Source organism: Candidatus Pelagibacter sp. HIMB1495, from assembly GCF_052047955.1.
In the GTDB taxonomy this organism is placed as follows: Bacteria; Pseudomonadota; Alphaproteobacteria; order Pelagibacterales; family Pelagibacteraceae; genus Pelagibacter.
On sequence record NZ_JBNAIQ010000001.1, the window covers coordinates 377476 to 393796 of the forward strand.

A 16321-nucleotide genomic window follows, 5' to 3' on the forward strand; every position below is an offset into this window, starting at 1 on the left:
TTATGGTTAAGGATCAAGAATATTTAAGATCAAAAGCATCATTTTGCTTAGATTTAGCTAAAAAATTAGGTGCAACTGGATCAAGTGTAACAGTAGGTCATTCAATTTCTGAAACTGTAAATTTTAGAAATAATACTTTAGATGAGTCTAATAGATCAGATGGATTAGCAATAAGTATAGAGACTTATTTGGGAAAAAAAAGATCATCAATTTCTTCATCAAATTTATTAGATGATAATATTAAAACATTAATAGAAAAATGTTTTGAAACAACCAAAAACACTCCTGAAGATGAATTTAATTCTTTACCAGATAAAGATCTTTTAGCTAAAGAAATTAAAAATTTAAATTTGTATGATGAAACACACTTTGATAATGAAAAAAAAATTGAATATTTAAAAGAACTTGAGAGCGTTGCATCTTCAGAAGAAAAAATCATAAATACAGAGTCTAGTTTTACTGAAAATAAATCTAACTTTATTTTAGCAAATAGTGATGGATTTTGTGATGGATACAAATCATCTTCATTCAGTGCATCTTGTGTTACTGTTGCTAAAGATGAAAATAGCATGGAAAGAGACTATGAATTTACAAGCAAACGCCATCTATCAGACATTAAGGGTGCAAAAGAACTTGGTCAAAAAGCTTCTGAGCAAACTATTAGAAAATTAAGCCCAAACAAAATTGGAAGTGAAAAAATAAGCATTATATTTGATAAAAGAATAGCAAAAGGAATTTTGGGAGCTTTTGCTGGAGCCATATCGTCATCCGCCATTTCTAGAGGAACATCTTTTCTTAAGGACAAAATCGATGAACAAATATTTACAGAAACAATAAATGTTATTGATAAACCAGATATAAACAAAGGTGTTGGATCTCAAATTTTTGATTCAGAGGGAGTAAAGTCAGAGACTTTAAATCTTGTACAAAATGGTATTTTAAAAAATTATTTAGTTGATACTTACAACGGAAAAAAACTTAACTTAAAATCAAATGGAAGATCTGGTGGTACAACAAATTTATATTTCGATAATGGAAATATTAGTTTCGAAGATTTATTAAAAAGTAATTCAAAACATATTTATGTAACCGAAACAATAGGCCATGGAAGTAATATGGTTACGGGAGATTATTCAGTAGGTGCAACAGGTTTCCTAATTGAAAATGGCGAATTTAAATTTCCAGTAAATGAAATAACAATTGCGGGAAATTTCAAAGATATGTTTAAAAATATAACTTTAGCTAGCGATTTAGATTTTGAATATTCCATTAACTCACCAACTATGATGATAGAAGGAATGACAGTTGCAGGTAAATGAGCACTTACTGTGTAATTGGATCTGGAATATCTGGTGCTACAATTTCAAATTTATTAAATAAAAAACATTCTGTAGATCTCTATGATAAAGCAAGAGGTCCTGGTGGGAGATCATCATTTAAAAGGTTAAATAAAAAAATAGGCTTTGATCATGGCGTTCAATATATTTCCCCTAAGACTGGTGAGTTTAAAAAATTCATATCAAAACTCATAGCAAAAAAGATATTAAAAAATTGGAAGGGCCAGCATATTTTTCAAAATAAAAAGATAAAAGAAAATAAAAACCATCAAAAAATAATTGGCAGAAAAGGTAATAACGATATTAGTAAGTATTTATTAAAAAAAATTAATTGTAATTTTCAAAAAGAATTAAAAAAAATTGATTACAATAAAAATAAATGGAAACTTACCTTTTCAGATGGTGGCAATAAATTTTATGATAATCTTATTTTAACGTGCCCACATCCTCAATTACTTAAATTAGCAAAAAAATTTATTAATCATTCATTTATTAAAAAAAAATTAAAAATGGATGCAAATATTACAATCATGTTAAAAATGAAAAAAACAAAAAAAAATATAAGTAGTTTTTTGTTTGATGATCAAATTTTAGGTTGGGCTGCTAGAGAAAACAGCAAGTTAAGATTTAAAAGTATTTATGAATTTTGGACACTTCAAAGTACAGCAATGTGGGCAAATAAAAAAATTTTGAAAAATAGAGAAAATAAAGATTTGAATTCAAAAATATTAATTAATAAATTTTTTGATCTTACTGGTATTAAAAAAAGTAACATCCTTTTTTCTTTAAATCATGGATGGATGTATTCATCAAATTCAAAACCTTTAAAAATTAAAAGTTATTGGAACTCAAAAATTAATTTAGGAGTTTGTGCCGATTGGTTTGTTGGACCCAGATTAGAAGCAGGATGGATAAGTGCTAATGATCTTTTCAAGAAAATAAGAAAATAAATTTACTCAATATTTTTAATCCTATACTCCCAACTTCCCATTCTCTCATAGGTAACTTTAACTATTACCGAAGTTTTTTTATCAAGCCATATATCAAAATTTAATCTTTTATCTTCTGGTAGTGTCATGTCTTTTGAAGTGAGTTTAAAATGATCAGTATCAAATTCTTTTCCATTGATGGTGATTTTTTCCTTACCGATAAATGTAACTAGTTGTTTCTTTATACTTCCAGAAATAGGACTAATTTGGCTTTCTGCCTGTAACAATTTATGGCTCCACCAATTTCCAATTGTATTTTTCAAAGAAGCTTCACCAGAAAAAGAAGATCCTTGAATATCAAATTTATTAGTTTGATTATTTAATATTAAATTTACAAATTTTTCTTTTTTATTCTGACGTGTTTTAGATTTAAAGGAAATTAAATTATCTCCTAAATATTTTTCTTCTCCAAAACCTTCTACTTCAAAAATAGTTGCTCCAAGTAGTTTTACTGTAAATTTATATTTATTATTTACAGTTGTTTCATTGTCTTTCCTAGAAAAAGAATAATTATTATATCCTATAACCTCATTATTTCTTAAGATTTCAAGTTCAATTTTTTTGAAGTTATTATAATGACCAACATGTGCGTTTGAGTTAAAAGTAAATAAAAAAAATATAATAATAGTGTAAAATTTTTTCATGATAATAATATAAATAAAAATTAATCTAAAAGTATCAATATTTAATGTTCCTATCTATAAAAAATATTCCAAAAGTAAATTGGAGCTCAAACGAAAGTTTGAACTTCAAGCCAAAATTTTCAACATCATTTTTTTTAATTTTTGGTTTAACAATTTTTGGTTTGGGAGAAGGCTTGTTAATTTTATCAACAACTGGAAACTCACCCTGGTCAGTATTAGCTGAAGGAATTTCACTCAACTCCAGTTTATCCATTGGAGCAGCAACTTTTTTTGTAAGTGTAGGAGTACTTTTTTTATGGGTTTTTTTAAAACAAAAACCAGGTCTTGGAACAATATTTAACATCATCGTAATTGCTGCTATGATTGATTTCACTCTAAATTATTTTCAACCACCTTCATCTCTTTTTACAAAATACTTATTAGCAGTTCTTTCAGTAATTTTAGTAGGACTTGGTAGTGGTATTTATTTAGTAGCTAATCTTGGTCCAGGTCCACGAGATGGTTTAATGACAGGATTAACAAAAACAACAAATTTACCTATAGCCTTAGTAAGAGCTTTTTTAGAAATTACTGTTGTAATTATTGGTTGGTATTTAGGTGGGACCGTTGGAGTGGGCACACTTATATTTGCTTTTGGAATTGGCCCTTGTGTAGCTTTGGGATTATTTTTAGTTGGAAAAATATTTAACTAAGCAGCTGCGCTAGTTTTCTCACTTCTTTTTCTTTCATGAGGATCAAGAATTGCTTTTCTCAATCTACAAGACTCAGGTGTAATCTCTAATGCTTCATCACTGTTAAGCATACTTAGTTGTTCAGCTATTGACATTTTTCTAACAGGAGTAAGAACGACGTTTTCGTCTGTTCCTTGTGTTCTCATATTTGTTAATTTTTTTCCTTTCATGACATTTATAATCATGTCACCTGGTTTTGGTGATAATCCAACAATCATACCTGGATAAACAGGATCATTGTGAGTAACAAACATTTCTCCTCTCGCTTGAAGGTTAAAGATTGCAAAAGCTACTGCTTTTCCTTGTTCCATTGCAATTAATGCACCATTTCTTCTACCTTCCATTTCACCTTCAAAAGGACCGTAGTCATGGAAAATTCTATTAATTACACCTTCCCCTTTAGTAAGCGTTAGAAATCTACTTGTGTATCCCATCAAACCTCTCGTAGGTGCATGAAATATCAACCTTTTCTTATTTGTACCTGTATCTTTTAGTTCAATTAATTTACCTTTTTTTCTATTCATCGAGTCGATTACTTTTGAGGAGTGTTCTTCATCTAAATCCATAGTAATTTCTTCAATTGGTTCAAGTTTGTTTCCTTGATTATCAGTTTTATATAAAACTTTTGGTGGACTTACTGTCATTTCAAAACCTTCTCTTCTCATTTGAGTAAGAAGTATTTCCAACATTAATTCACCTCGTCCACTTACAACGAATGAATCTTTTCCATCATTTTCTGAAAAAGTAATTCCTACATTGTTTTGTGCTTCTTGAACTAATCTTTCTCTAATTTGAGTACTTGTAAGTTTTTTACCTTCTGTACCTGCTAATGGAGAAGTATTAACAGTTATTGTAATCGACATTGTTGGAGGATCAATTGGAGTCGCTGGTATAGGATCATTAACTTCCAAATTACAAATTGTATCAGCAACATTTGCTTTTTCTAATCCTGCTACAACGACAATATCTCCTGCTTCTCCAACATCAATTGGAACTTTTTTAGTTCCTTCATATCTAAAAATCTTTGTTAATTTTCCTTCATCAACTTTTTCACCATTTAAATTAATAGCTTTGATTGGTTGATTTGCTTTTGCTGTCCCTTGTGTAATTCTACCTACTAGACTTCTACCTAAAAAACTATCTGAATAAAGCAATGTTGATAACATCGCAAAAGGTTTGGTTTTATCTAATTCGGCCGGTTTAACGTGCTCCACAATTAAGTCTAATAAAGGATTTAAATTTTCTCTTGGCCCATCTACCTCATGATCAGCCCATCCAGATCTTCCACTTGCATATAAAACAGGAAAATCTAATTGTTCTTCATTTGCATCTAAACTTACAAATAAATCAAAAGTTTCATCTAAGACCTCATTAGCTCTTTGATCTGCTTTATCCAATTTATTAATAACTACAATTGGTTTTAATCCTTGTTTTAATGCTTTCGATAAAACAAATTTTGTTTGAGGCATAACTCCTTCTGCAGAGTCAATTAATAAAAGAGCTCCATCAGCCATGCTCAAAACTCTTTCAACTTCTGCTGCAAAATCTCTGTGGCCTGGTGTATCAATAATATTTATTCTTGAGTCATTCCAGTTAATAGATGCAGGTTTTGCAAGAATTGTAATTCCTCTTTCTTTTTCTAGTTCCCCAGAGTCCATTAATCTTTCATCAACAACTTCATTTTCTCTAAATGATCCACTTTGTTTCATTAAATTATCAATCAAAGTAGTTTTGCCATGGTCGACATGGGCTATGATTGTGATGTTTCTTATATTGTTGCTCATAAATTGTGGCTCTTATACATATTTAATTTGATATTAAAACTTAAAAAAACTCATGACTGGCTTGATTAATTTAAATAACTTGTGATTAATTAGGCTTTTTTTGTTTATCTTTTTTAAGTTTCCTTTTTTCTTTAAAACTTAATTTGGGTTTTTTTTTAACACTCGAATCTTTAAACGACTTTCCGCTGTATCTTTTTGACATAATTTAATTTTGTATAAAAAAAAGGCCATCATGTGATGGCCTTTTAAATTTTAGTTTTAGAGTAGTGGGATTACATTCCCATTCCACCCATTCCACCCATGCCGCCCATACCACCAGGCATACCACCAGGCATTCCACCACCAGCAGCATCTTTTTCCTCAGGTTTGTCAGCAATCATCGCTTCTGTAGTTACTAATAATCCAGATATTGAAGCAGCATCTTGTAGAGCAGTTCTTACAACTTTAACAGGATCTATAATTCCTTTAGCGAACATATCGCAATATTCCTCGCTTTGTGCATCATATCCATGTGTTTTTTTATTTTGCTCTAACAATTTACCAACAACTACTGAACCATCTACACCAGCATTTTTAGTAATTTGTCTGATTGGAGCTTCAAGTGCTTTTCTAACAAGCTCTACCCCAGCTTTTTGATCATCACCTTTTGCTTTAACCTTATTAAGGTCTTGAGCAGCGTAAAGTAATGCACAACCACCGCCAGTTACAATACCTTCTTCAACTGCGGCTCTTGTTGCGTTCAAAGCATCTTCAACTCTATCTTTTCTTTCTTTAACTTCAACTTCAGTTGCACCACCAACTTTGATTACAGCAACTCCGCCAGCTAGTTTTGCAAGTCTTTCTTGAAGTTTCTCTCTGTCATAGTCAGAAGTCGTTTCATCAATTTGTTGTTTAATTGAAGCACATCTTCCTTCGATATCAGATTTTTTACCACTTCCATTAACTATTGTGCTGTTATCTTTATCTACCTTAACTTTCTTACATGAACCTAGATCATCAAGTTTAACATTCTCAAGTTTAATTCCTAAATCTTCAGAAATAACCTGACCTCCAGTTAAGATAGCAATATCTTCAAGCATTGCTTTTCTTCTATCTCCAAAACCTGGTGCTTTTACCGCAACAACTTTTAATCCACCTCTAAGTTTGTTTACCACTAAAGTTGCTAAAGCTTCACCTTCAACATCCTCAGAAATAATCATTAACGGTCTTCCTGCTTGAACAACGGCTTCTAAAAGAGGAACCATTGGTTGTAGGTTTGTTAATTTTTTTTCATGTAAAAGAATGAAAGGATTATCTAATTCAGTAGTCATTTTATCACTATTAGTAATAAAGTATGGTGATAAATAACCTCTGTCGAATTGCATACCTTCAACAACGTCTAGTTCAGTTTCAATTCCTTTATTTTCTTCAACTGTGATAACACCTTCGTTTCCAACTTTTTGCATTGCTTTTGCAATCATAGTTCCAATTTCTTTATCACCATTTGCAGAAATAGTTCCAACTTGTGCAATTTCATCACTGTCTTTTACTTTTTTAGCTGATGCTACTAAGTTTTCTTTTACAACTTCAACCGCTGCATCAATTCCTCTCTTAACATCCATAGGATTCATGCCAGCAGTTACGTATTTTACACCTTCTCTAACAATTGCTTGTGCAAGAATAGTTGCAGTTGTTGTACCATCACCAGCTTCATCATTTGTTTTGCTAGCAACTTCTTTAACCATTTGCGCGCCCATGTTTTCAAACTTATCTTCAAGATCAATTTCTTTAGCAACAGAAACACCATCTTTAGTAATTCTAGGTGCACCATAAGATTTATCCATTACAACGTTTCTTCCTTTAGGACCCAAAGTTACTTTAACAGTATCAGCTAAGATATTTACTCCTCTAATCATAGCTGCTCTTGCTTCAGCATCAAATTTAACAACTTTTGCCATTTTGTTTTCTCCTTTAAATTAAATTACTTACTTGAAATACCCATAATGTCAGATTCTTTCATTATGCTATATTCTTTGCCATCTATTTTGACTTCAGTTCCTGACCATTTGCCAAATAAAACTTTATCTCCAACTTTAACATCCATTGGAATTGTTTTTCCATCTTCTGTTTTAGCTCCACTACCAACAGCAACAACTTTTCCCTCTTGAGGCTTTTCTTGAGCTGTATCTGGGATAATTATTCCACCAGCAGTTTTTTCACTGCTGTCTAAAACTTCGATTAATACTCTATCATGTAACGGTTTAAACTTCATAAATCTCCTTTATAATTCTATATAAATATGAGCCTCATATAGATATTTCATAGACTATTTCAAGATAAGAGAATCTTTTCAGAGTAATTATGCTAGGAAAATCTAAATATTATGGTTTATAGGTAAAATAATGACTAAAAATTTAGACTTAGATGGCCTTCAGTCAATTGCTGATAATTATGACCTTTTTTACATAGATTTGTGGGGGGTCATTCATAATGGTGTCAAATTACATAACTCAGCAATAGCAACTTTAAATGAACTTAAGAAAAAAAATAAAAGTTTTGTTTTATTAACCAATGCTCCAAGACCAAATGTAACAGTAAATAAATTTTTAGAAAAAATGGGCATGAGCGAAGATTTGACAAAACATGTTTATACCTCGGGCGAAGCAGCTTTAAATTTTTTAAAAACATCTTTCAAATCTAAGAATTTTTTTCATATAGGTCCCCCTAGAGATTTTGATTTATTCAATGAATTTAAAAATAATAAATCAACCGAACTAAATGAAAGTGAATATTTACTTTGCACAGGTTTGTTCGATGACCATGAGGATGATTTAAGTTATTACAAAAACCTACTTGAAAATCACACAACAAAAAAAATGATTTGTACCAACCCTGATTTAATTGTTGATCGAGGAGATATTAGAGAATTGTGCGCAGGTTCAGTTGCTATGGTTTTTGAAAAAATGGGTGGAGAAGTAATTTATTTTGGCAAGCCTCATGCTGAGGTTTATAACCAGTCTATAGATAATATTGGTAAGAAAGTTTTGGCAATTGGTGATAATTTAAATACAGATATAAAGGGTGCTAACTTATTAAATTACCATTCCTTGTTGGTTTGTAATGGAATTCATAAAGAAGAAATACAGAACAAAGGAGTTACTGAAGTATCAAAAGAGTATGAAGCTATCGTTAATTTTACTCAAACAGATTTAAAATGGTAAAATTATATAAAAATTTCAATATTAATAATCACCATAAAAATTCAATTATATTAATTGGAAATTTTGACGGTCTTCATTTAGGACATCAAAAATTATTTAAATTAGCTCTATCATATAAAAAAGAATATAACTCAAAAATTGGTGTGATTAATTTTGATCCAATGCCCAAGATGTATTTTAACAATTCATTGAAGAATTTTAAAATTTCGTCTGTAAATCAAAAATTAGAATTACTTAAAGAATTAAATGTAGATTTTATAATTACAAAAAAATTTGATAAAAATTTTTCCAAAATAAAATCAATTAAATTTATAAAAGAAATTTTATATAAAAAACTCAATTGTAAGTTTATATTTGTAAGTAATAATTTCAGATTTGGAAATAAAAGAGAAGGTGATGTTAAATTACTTATACAAAATGAAAAAAATTATAATTATAAAGTTATTAAACCAAAGCCACTTTTAAAAAGTAAAAAAATAGTATCTTCAACGATAATAAGAAACTTGTTAGAAAAAGGTGATTTAAATAGAGCTAATAAATTTTTAGGAAGAGAGTGGACTATTGATGGAATAGTTCAAAAGGGGAGACAGGTTGGAAAAAAAATTGGTTTTCCAACATGCAACATAGATATTAAGGATTATGTCTTAGCACAGCCAGGAGTTTATGCGGTAAGAGTATTAAGAAAAAAAAATCAGAAAAAATTGAGTGGTATAGCAAATCTTGGCTATAGACCTACATTTAATCAAAAAAAAATCTTACTTGAGGTTCATTTGTTTAATTTTTCTGGAAATCTTTATAATAAGCTTTTATCAGTGCAGTTTTTAAAGTTTATTAGAAAAGAAAAAAAATTTAAGAATGTTGATCAACTTAGAAAACAAATTAAATCTGATTTAAATATTGCAAAAAAAACTAAATGAGTAAATCTGATATAAATCTACCTAAAACGGCTTTCTCAATGAAGGCGAACCTGCCAACTAAAGAACCAGAAATTCTAAATTATTGGCAAAAAATAAACCTTTATAATGAATTAAGAAAGTCAAGCAAAGGTAAAGAAAAATTTGTCTTACATGATGGCCCTCCATATGCAAACGGCAATATTCATATGGGGACAGCATTAAATAAAATTTTAAAAGACATAATTGTAAAATTTCATCAAATGGATGGTAAAGACTCAATTTATGTGCCTGGATGGGATTGTCATGGTTTACCGATCGAATGGAAAATAGAGGAGGAATATAAAAAAAATAAAAAAAATAAAAATGATGTCCCTATAGTTGAGTTTAGAAAAGAGTGTAGATCTTTTGCAGAAAAATGGATTGAAATTCACAAAGGTCAATTCAAGAGATTGGGTGTAGTTGGTGATTGGGAAAATTATTATTCTACAATGAGTTTTGATGCAGAGGCTCAAATAGTAAGAGAGCTTGGAAAATTTCTTAAAGAAGGAAGTTTATACAGAGGATATAAACCAGTTTTATGGTCAACTGTTGAAAAAACTGCTCTCGCTGATGCAGAAGTAGAATACCAAGACCATAAGTCAGATACTATATATACATCGTTTTCAGTTAGGTCGTCTAAAATTAAAGATTTAGAAAAAAGTGAAATTATAATTTGGACAACTACACCATGGACAATTCCTGCTAATAAAGCATTAGCTTATAATGAAGCATTAGATTATGTTTTATTCCAAGTTAATGATGAAGGAGATTTTCAAAATAGAAAAATAGTTGTTGCACATCCTTTACTTGAGTCAGTCATAAAAGAATGTGGAATCAAAAATTATAATGAGATTAAAAAGTTTAAGGGAAAAGAGTTTAAAGATACTATTTGCAACCATCCCTTTTTAAACTTAGGTTATGAAACTGAAATCCCAATGTTAGAAGCAAGATTTGTGACGACAGAGCAGGGTACTGGAATAGTTCATTGTGCGCCAAGTCATGGCCCTGATGATTTTAATTTATGTTTGAATAATGGAATAAAAGCAATAGAGACAGTTGATGGTGATGGGAAATATACAAATAATGTAAAATTATTTGAAGGTATTCATATTTTTAAAGCTAATCCAATAGTAATTGAAAAACTTAAAGAGCAAAAAAATTTATTATCAAATGGTGAACTAGTTCATTCATACCCTCATTCTTGGAGATCAAAAGCACCATTGGTTCATAGAGCAACACCTCAGTGGTTTATTTCTATGGAAAGTCATAAATTAAGAGACAAAGCTTTAAAAGCCATTGATGATACAACATTTTATCCAAGCAAGGGAAAAGAAAGATTAAAATCTATGATCGAAACAAGACCTGATTGGTGTGTTTCTAGACAAAGGGTATGGGGAGTCCCTCTACCTATTTTTGTTAATAAAAAAACAAAAGAAATTTTAGTTGATGATGAGGTTAATAAAAATATTGCAACAATTTATGAAAAAGAGGGATCTGACTGCTGGTTTTCAGATGATCCGCAAAGATTTTTAGGTGATAAGTACAATGCCCAAGATTATGATAAATTAAGCGACATTGTTGAGGTTTGGTTTGATAGTGGTTCAACTCATTCATTTGTATTAGAGAAAAGAAGCGATCTTAAATGGCCAGCATCAATGTATTTAGAAGGTTCAGATCAGCATAGAGGTTGGTTTCATTCCTCATTATTAGAATCGTGCGGAACTAGAGGTAGAGCTCCTTTTGACTCCATTTTATCCCATGGTTTTGTTGTAGATGGAAAAGGTTTAAAAATGTCTAAATCATTAGGAAATGTGATTGCTCCAGAAGATATTTTAAAAAAATATGGAGCAGATATTTTAAGAATTTGGGTAGCCTCATCTAATTATTCAGAGGATTTAAGAATAGATTATTCAATATTAGATCAACACGCAGACTCTTATAGGAAGATTAGAAATACATTTAGATATTTATTAGGAAATCTTAATGATAATTTTGAGATAATTGATCTTGAAAAAATAGAATTAAATCAATTACCTGATTTAGAGCAGTACATGCTACACAAGTTGTATTCTTTAAACAACAATTTCAAAAAATATTTTAAGAATTATGATTTTCATAATTTGTATAAAGAATTATTAAATTTTTGTACTGTAGATTTGTCAGCTTTTTATTTTGATATTAGAAAAGACACTTTATACTGTGACTCTTTAGATGACCCTAAGCGAAAATCAACTATTTTATTGTTGAATATAATTTTAAACTCCCTGCTTAGATGGTTTGCTCCAATTTTGTCTTTTACAACTGAGGAAATTTATCAATTATTATTTAAAAACCAGAAAAGTATTCATTTAGAAAACTTTTTAAATTTTCCAAAAAACTTTCAAAATGAAAAATTAAATCAAAAATGGATTGAGTTAATTAAAATTAGAAATTTATGCAATGTAAGTATAGAAGAAAAAAGAGCAGCCAAAGTCATAGGATCGAGTTTAGAAGCTGAAATTAAAATTCATTTAGATAAAAATTTAGAAAATATCACTAAGGATATAGATTTTTCGGAGCTTTGTATTACTTCTAAAGCTGAAGTTATCTATGAAAATAACATTGACACAAATGTTCTTACTGAAAAAGCAAAAGGAAAAAAATGCTCAATGTGTTGGAAAATAAACGAAAAAGGGTGTGCTAGATCTAATTGTCCTCAAAACTCCTAATGTCTTTAAATAAAATTTTTAAAAATTATTATTTAGAAACAATTTTAATTTTAATTATTTTTTTTTTAGACAGAATATCAAAACTATTTGTAATTCATCAGGATAAACTTAATTTTAATTCTGAAATATACTCATCAAAATTTTTGAACATTCATCTAATTTGGAACGAAGGAATAGCTTTTGGACTATTTTCATTTAATGAAGATTATTTGTATAATTTTCTCACTTTTTTAATATTTATAGTAATTATTTTTATTTTTTTTATGATAAGGAAAAGTGATCCTTTAAGAAAATATTCTCTATTATTAGTGCTAGGTGGCGCTTTAGGAAACTTTTTTGATAGGCTAATTTATAAAGCAGTTCCTGACTTTATTGATTTTCATGTGGGTAATTTTCATTGGTTTATTTTTAATGTTGCAGATATTTTTATAACCTTTGGTATATTTTTTATGATAGTAATTGAATTAACATCAAAAAATAAAATTAATGAAACATCTTAAATTTTTTATTCTTTCAAACTTGTTTTTATTTTTGCTATCTTGTGGGATAGTTAAAGAGGGTTTTTCTAATCAAAAAAAAAATAACTCAGATGAATTTTTAGTTGAAAAAAAAACTCCTTTAGTAATGCCACCAAACTATAATGAGTTACCAGAACCAAAAGTAAATCAACAAGAGATTAAAGAGGAAAAAAATTCAATTAAATCTTTATTACTTCAAGAAGATGACACTTTAAATGATAATGAAATAGATGATAAAGATAAAAAACTTGAGGAATCATTATTGGAAAAAATTAAAAAAAATTAATGTTAACCTCAGGTGTAAATTTTATTAATTATAAAAAAAAATTAAAAAATAAAAATATTAAAAAACACTTAGTAGATTTAATAAATAAAAATAGTCCAATAATTCAATCTTTATCTAAAAATTATAAAGATAAATTTAACAAAAGTTTTTTAAGTAAAATAAAGAAAAAAAAAAATTATAGATTGTTAGGTATGGGTGGATCTACTCTTGGTTCACAAGCTATTTATCAATTTTTTGGAAATACAGTTAAAAATAATTTTGAATTCATAGATAATTTGCAGTCAAAAAAAATTTTTAATAAAAAAAAATATACTAATTTAATAATTTCAAAATCAGGCAACACTATTGAGACCATAGTGAATGCCAATATTTTAATTAAAAAAAAAGATGCAAATTATTTTATTACCGAAAATAAAAAAAATTACCTACATCTGTTGGCGAAACAGTTAAAAGCAGATGTTATTGAGCACAATAATTTTATAGGAGGAAGATATTCTGTTTTATCTGAAGTTGGAATGCTACCAGCTGAATTGATGGGACTTAAATCTAAAAATTTCAGACAATTCAACTCACTTATAAATAACAAGAAGTTTACTAATAGTTTAATTAATAATGTTGCTAGCACAGTCTATTTTATAAAAAAAAGAAAATTCAATTCTGTGATTATTAATTATGATGAACAATCTGAGAATTTATTTAAATGGTACCAGCAATTGATTTCAGAAAGTTTGGGAAAAAAAAACAAAGGTTTGTTGCCGATAGTTTCTAATATGCCAAAAGACAATCACAGTGTAATGCAATTATATTTAGATGGATTTAAAAATAACTTTTATACTTTTTTTATAGTCAAGGAAAAAAGTTCAGAAAAAATAAATAATAAAAATATTCTTAAATCACATAATTTTTTAAAAAATAAAAAAATTTCAGATATTATGTATGCACAAAAAAAAGCTACAGAGACAGTTTTTAAGAAAAAAAATCTACCATTTAGATCCTTTGAAATAATGGAAAGAAATGAAAAAACGTTGGGTGAACTTTTCTGTTTTTTTATTTTAGAAACTATTTTATTAGGTAGATCTTTGAAGGTTGATCCATTTGACCAACCTGCAGTAGAGTTAATTAAAACAGAGACAAAAAAAAATTTAATTTAAAAATTAAAAAAAATTATTTTTGATATTCCGTATATTTTCTCTTCAATAATTTTAATTTTATCTGAAAAATTTTCTTTTTCTTTTTTATGTCTATGTAATATTAAAACTCCATTATTTTTTAAAATATTTGAGGCTTTAATTTTTAACAATGTTTTTTCTATGTTTTTATCTTTGTATGGTGGATCAAGGAAAATTATATCAAAAATTTTATTAAAATTTTCAAATATCTCTTCACTGTAAATATTTTTTTCAATTATTTCAAAATTATTTATTGATTTTAAACTAGATAAGTTTTTTTTTAGTATAGGTAAAACATTTTTATAATTTTCAACAAAATATACTTTTTCAACGTTTCTTGATAAACATTCTATTCCGAAAGAACCAACACCTGAAAACAAATCTAATATTACAGATCCTTCAATTTTAATTTTAAATTTGTTTGAATGATTAATTATATTGAATATGGATTCTTTTGTTAAATCTTTTAGAGGCCTGGTGTAAATATCTTTAGGTTCTAAAATTTTTTTACCTTTGAAATTACCAGAGATTATTCTCATTTATTAATAACTTTATAAGCTATATCTTTTCTATAAAAACCAGCTTTCCAATTTAGCTTCTCAAGATTTTTATGAATTTTTTCTCTGGCATCATTAAAACTGCTTGATATTGAGACAAAGTTTAAAACTCTTCCTCCAATTGCTAAAATTTTTTTATCTTTTTTTCTAGTTCCTGCATGAAATAAAAAATTTTTTTCATCTAAAACTACGGAGTCGAAATTTTGAATTTCAACATTCTTTTCGTATTTATCTGGATAACCATTGGAGCATAGTACAACACATAAACTTTTTGAATCGTGCCATTCGAGGTTAAAATCATTTAGATTTTCGTTTATAACCGCTTCAATAACTTCAATTAGATCTGTTCTTAAAATTGGGAGAATTGTTTGGCATTCTGGATCTCCCATTCTTACGTTATATTCTATTAAATAAGGTTCATTATCAACTATCATCAAGCCTGCATAAAGAAAACCTTTATATTTAATGTTGTAAGCAAAAAGACCTTTTAAGGTTGGTTTAATTATTTTGTCTATTATTTTTTTTTCTAGTTCACTGCTAATTAATCTTGATGGAGAATAAGCACCCATGCCACCTGTATTTTTACCTTTGTCACCTTCATTTACTCTTTTATGATCTTGTGCTGTTCCAAAATTTTTTATTGTGTTACCATCACTGATTACAAAATAACTCATTTCTTCTCCTCTAAGAAATTCTTCTATCAATAAATTTTTTGCATCTCCAAATTTTCCATTAAAAATTTCTTCTACTGCTTTAAAAGATTGTTGAATGTTTTCACAAATATATACACCTTTCCCAGCAGCTAAATTATCCGCTTTAATTACAATAGGATGTTTAGCATTTTTTATAAAATCAATTGATTCTTTTGCATTAGTAAAAACACCAAATTTTGCTGTTGGTATTTTATATTTTTTACAAAGGTTTTTAGTAAATATTTTTGACCCTTCTAGTTGTGAAGCTTTTTTGTTTGGTCCAAAAACTTTAATATTAAAATTTTCCAAGTAATCAACTATTCCGTTTACCAATGGTTCTTCAGGTCCAACCACCACAAGTTCAATTTTATTTTCAATTAAAAAATCTCGAATATTTTCAAAATTATTGATATCAAGATTTATATTTTCAGCAATTTCCTCTGTCCCTGCATTTCCTGGAATACAATATATTTTTTTTATTTTTTTTGATTTTGAAATTGAATAAGCAATAGCATGCTCTCTACCTCCACTGCCTATAATTGCAATTTTCATATAAATATTTATATATCTTATTAATGAAAAATAAATTAGCTAAATTAAAATATTCTCCCAATAATTTTAGTATAATTGAACATGGAGACTATGTTATTTGCGCAATTTCTGGAAAAAAAATTTTATTAGAAAATTTAAATTATTGGAATGTTGATGAACAGGAACCATACTTTTCTTATGTTGAGGCGTCTATTAAAAGAGAACAAAATAAATCTTAAT

16 protein-coding genes are annotated in these 16321 nt (G+C 28.2%); 10 read left to right on the plus strand and 6 right to left on the minus strand.

Going from position 1 to position 16321, the window contains the following annotated elements; translation table 11 throughout:
- The first annotated feature begins 2 nt into the window (after positions 1-2).
- Together ACTTAW_RS02000 and ACTTAW_RS02005 are read left to right on the plus strand one after the other, a co-directional pair.
- A complete protein-coding gene (locus ACTTAW_RS02000) occupies positions 3-1319 on the plus strand; it encodes a TldD/PmbA family protein (protein ID WP_440650913.1) in 1317 nt (438 codons plus the stop codon).
- Positions 1316-2287, plus strand: a complete 972-nt coding sequence (locus ACTTAW_RS02005; RefSeq protein ID WP_440650914.1) for an NAD(P)-binding protein — start codon at positions 1316-1318, stop codon at positions 2285-2287. Before ACTTAW_RS02000 ends, ACTTAW_RS02005 begins: the two co-directional genes overlap by 4 nt.
- 2 nt (positions 2288-2289) lie before the next feature.
- On the opposite strand, the gene ACTTAW_RS02010 is transcribed toward ACTTAW_RS02005, so the two are convergent.
- Positions 2290-2970 carry a DUF6134 family protein gene (locus ACTTAW_RS02010; RefSeq protein WP_440650915.1) on the minus strand — a complete coding sequence of 227 codons (681 nt, stop codon included), beginning with the start codon at positions 2968-2970 and terminating at the stop codon, positions 2290-2292.
- A gap of 44 nt (positions 2971-3014) precedes the next feature.
- On the opposite strand from ACTTAW_RS02010, the gene yczE reads away from it, so the two are divergent.
- Positions 3015-3662, plus strand: a complete 648-nt coding sequence (gene yczE, locus ACTTAW_RS02015) for a membrane protein YczE (RefSeq protein WP_440650916.1) — start codon at positions 3015-3017, stop codon at positions 3660-3662.
- Here yczE and typA read toward each other — a convergent pair.
- The 3 genes from typA to groES all read right to left on the minus strand — a co-directional run bounded on the left by typA (position 3659) and on the right by groES (position 7736).
- Entirely contained in the window at positions 3659-5485 is a 1827-nt protein-coding gene (gene typA, locus ACTTAW_RS02020; protein ID WP_440650917.1) for a translational GTPase TypA, read from the minus strand. The genes yczE and typA overlap by 4 nt on opposite strands.
- A gap of 272 nt (positions 5486-5757) precedes the next feature.
- Positions 5758-7422: a chaperonin GroEL gene (gene groL / locus ACTTAW_RS02025; protein WP_075506444.1), complete on the minus strand. Its 1665-nt coding sequence runs from the start codon at positions 7420-7422 to the stop codon at positions 5758-5760.
- A gap of 23 nt (positions 7423-7445) precedes the next feature.
- Positions 7446-7736 carry a co-chaperone GroES gene (groES, locus tag ACTTAW_RS02030; RefSeq protein ID WP_440650918.1) on the minus strand — a complete coding sequence of 97 codons (291 nt, stop codon included), beginning with the start codon at positions 7734-7736 and terminating at the stop codon, positions 7446-7448.
- Between the two features lie 130 nt (positions 7737-7866).
- Between groES and ACTTAW_RS02035 the strand changes: the two genes are divergently transcribed.
- From ACTTAW_RS02035 to ACTTAW_RS02060, 6 genes are read left to right on the plus strand one after another with little or no spacing between them, the layout of a single operon-like run.
- Positions 7867-8685, plus strand: a complete 819-nt coding sequence (locus tag ACTTAW_RS02035; RefSeq protein ID WP_440650919.1) for a TIGR01459 family HAD-type hydrolase — start codon at positions 7867-7869, stop codon at positions 8683-8685.
- Positions 8679-9602, plus strand: coding sequence for a bifunctional riboflavin kinase/FAD synthetase (locus tag ACTTAW_RS02040; RefSeq protein WP_440650920.1), 924 nt, complete (start codon positions 8679-8681; stop codon positions 9600-9602). The genes ACTTAW_RS02035 and ACTTAW_RS02040 overlap by 7 nt, the downstream gene beginning before the upstream one ends.
- Entirely contained in the window at positions 9599-12328 is a 2730-nt protein-coding gene (gene ileS, locus ACTTAW_RS02045) for an isoleucine--tRNA ligase (RefSeq protein ID WP_440650921.1), read from the plus strand. The genes ACTTAW_RS02040 and ileS overlap by 4 nt, the downstream gene beginning before the upstream one ends.
- Complete coding sequence (gene lspA / locus ACTTAW_RS02050; RefSeq protein WP_440650922.1) at positions 12328-12828, plus strand: signal peptidase II; 501 nt, start codon at positions 12328-12330, stop codon at positions 12826-12828. Before ileS ends, lspA begins: the two co-directional genes overlap by 1 nt.
- Positions 12815-13132 (plus strand): DUF3035 domain-containing protein, encoded by a 318-nt coding sequence (locus ACTTAW_RS02055; RefSeq protein WP_440650923.1) that lies wholly within the window; start codon positions 12815-12817, stop codon positions 13130-13132. The genes lspA and ACTTAW_RS02055 overlap by 14 nt, the downstream gene beginning before the upstream one ends.
- Positions 13132-14283 carry a glucose-6-phosphate isomerase gene (locus tag ACTTAW_RS02060; protein ID WP_440650924.1) on the plus strand — a complete coding sequence of 384 codons (1152 nt, stop codon included), beginning with the start codon at positions 13132-13134 and terminating at the stop codon, positions 14281-14283. The genes ACTTAW_RS02055 and ACTTAW_RS02060 overlap by 1 nt, the downstream gene beginning before the upstream one ends.
- On the opposite strand, the gene rsmD is transcribed toward ACTTAW_RS02060, so the two are convergent.
- Together rsmD and purD are read right to left on the minus strand one after the other, a co-directional pair.
- Entirely contained in the window at positions 14280-14840 is a 561-nt protein-coding gene (gene rsmD / locus ACTTAW_RS02065) for a 16S rRNA (guanine(966)-N(2))-methyltransferase RsmD (RefSeq protein WP_440650925.1), read from the minus strand. The two genes, ACTTAW_RS02060 and rsmD, sit on opposite strands and share 4 nt — an antisense overlap.
- The gene (gene purD, locus ACTTAW_RS02070) at positions 14837-16102 is read right to left on the minus strand and encodes a phosphoribosylamine--glycine ligase (protein ID WP_440650926.1); all 1266 of its coding nucleotides are present in this window, start codon (positions 16100-16102) and stop codon (positions 14837-14839) included. Before purD ends, rsmD begins: the two co-directional genes overlap by 4 nt.
- A gap of 23 nt (positions 16103-16125) precedes the next feature.
- Between purD and ACTTAW_RS02075 the strand changes: the two genes are divergently transcribed.
- Entirely contained in the window at positions 16126-16320 is a 195-nt protein-coding gene (locus ACTTAW_RS02075) for a DUF2093 domain-containing protein (RefSeq protein WP_440650927.1), read from the plus strand.
- Position 16321 lies beyond the last annotated feature (1 nt).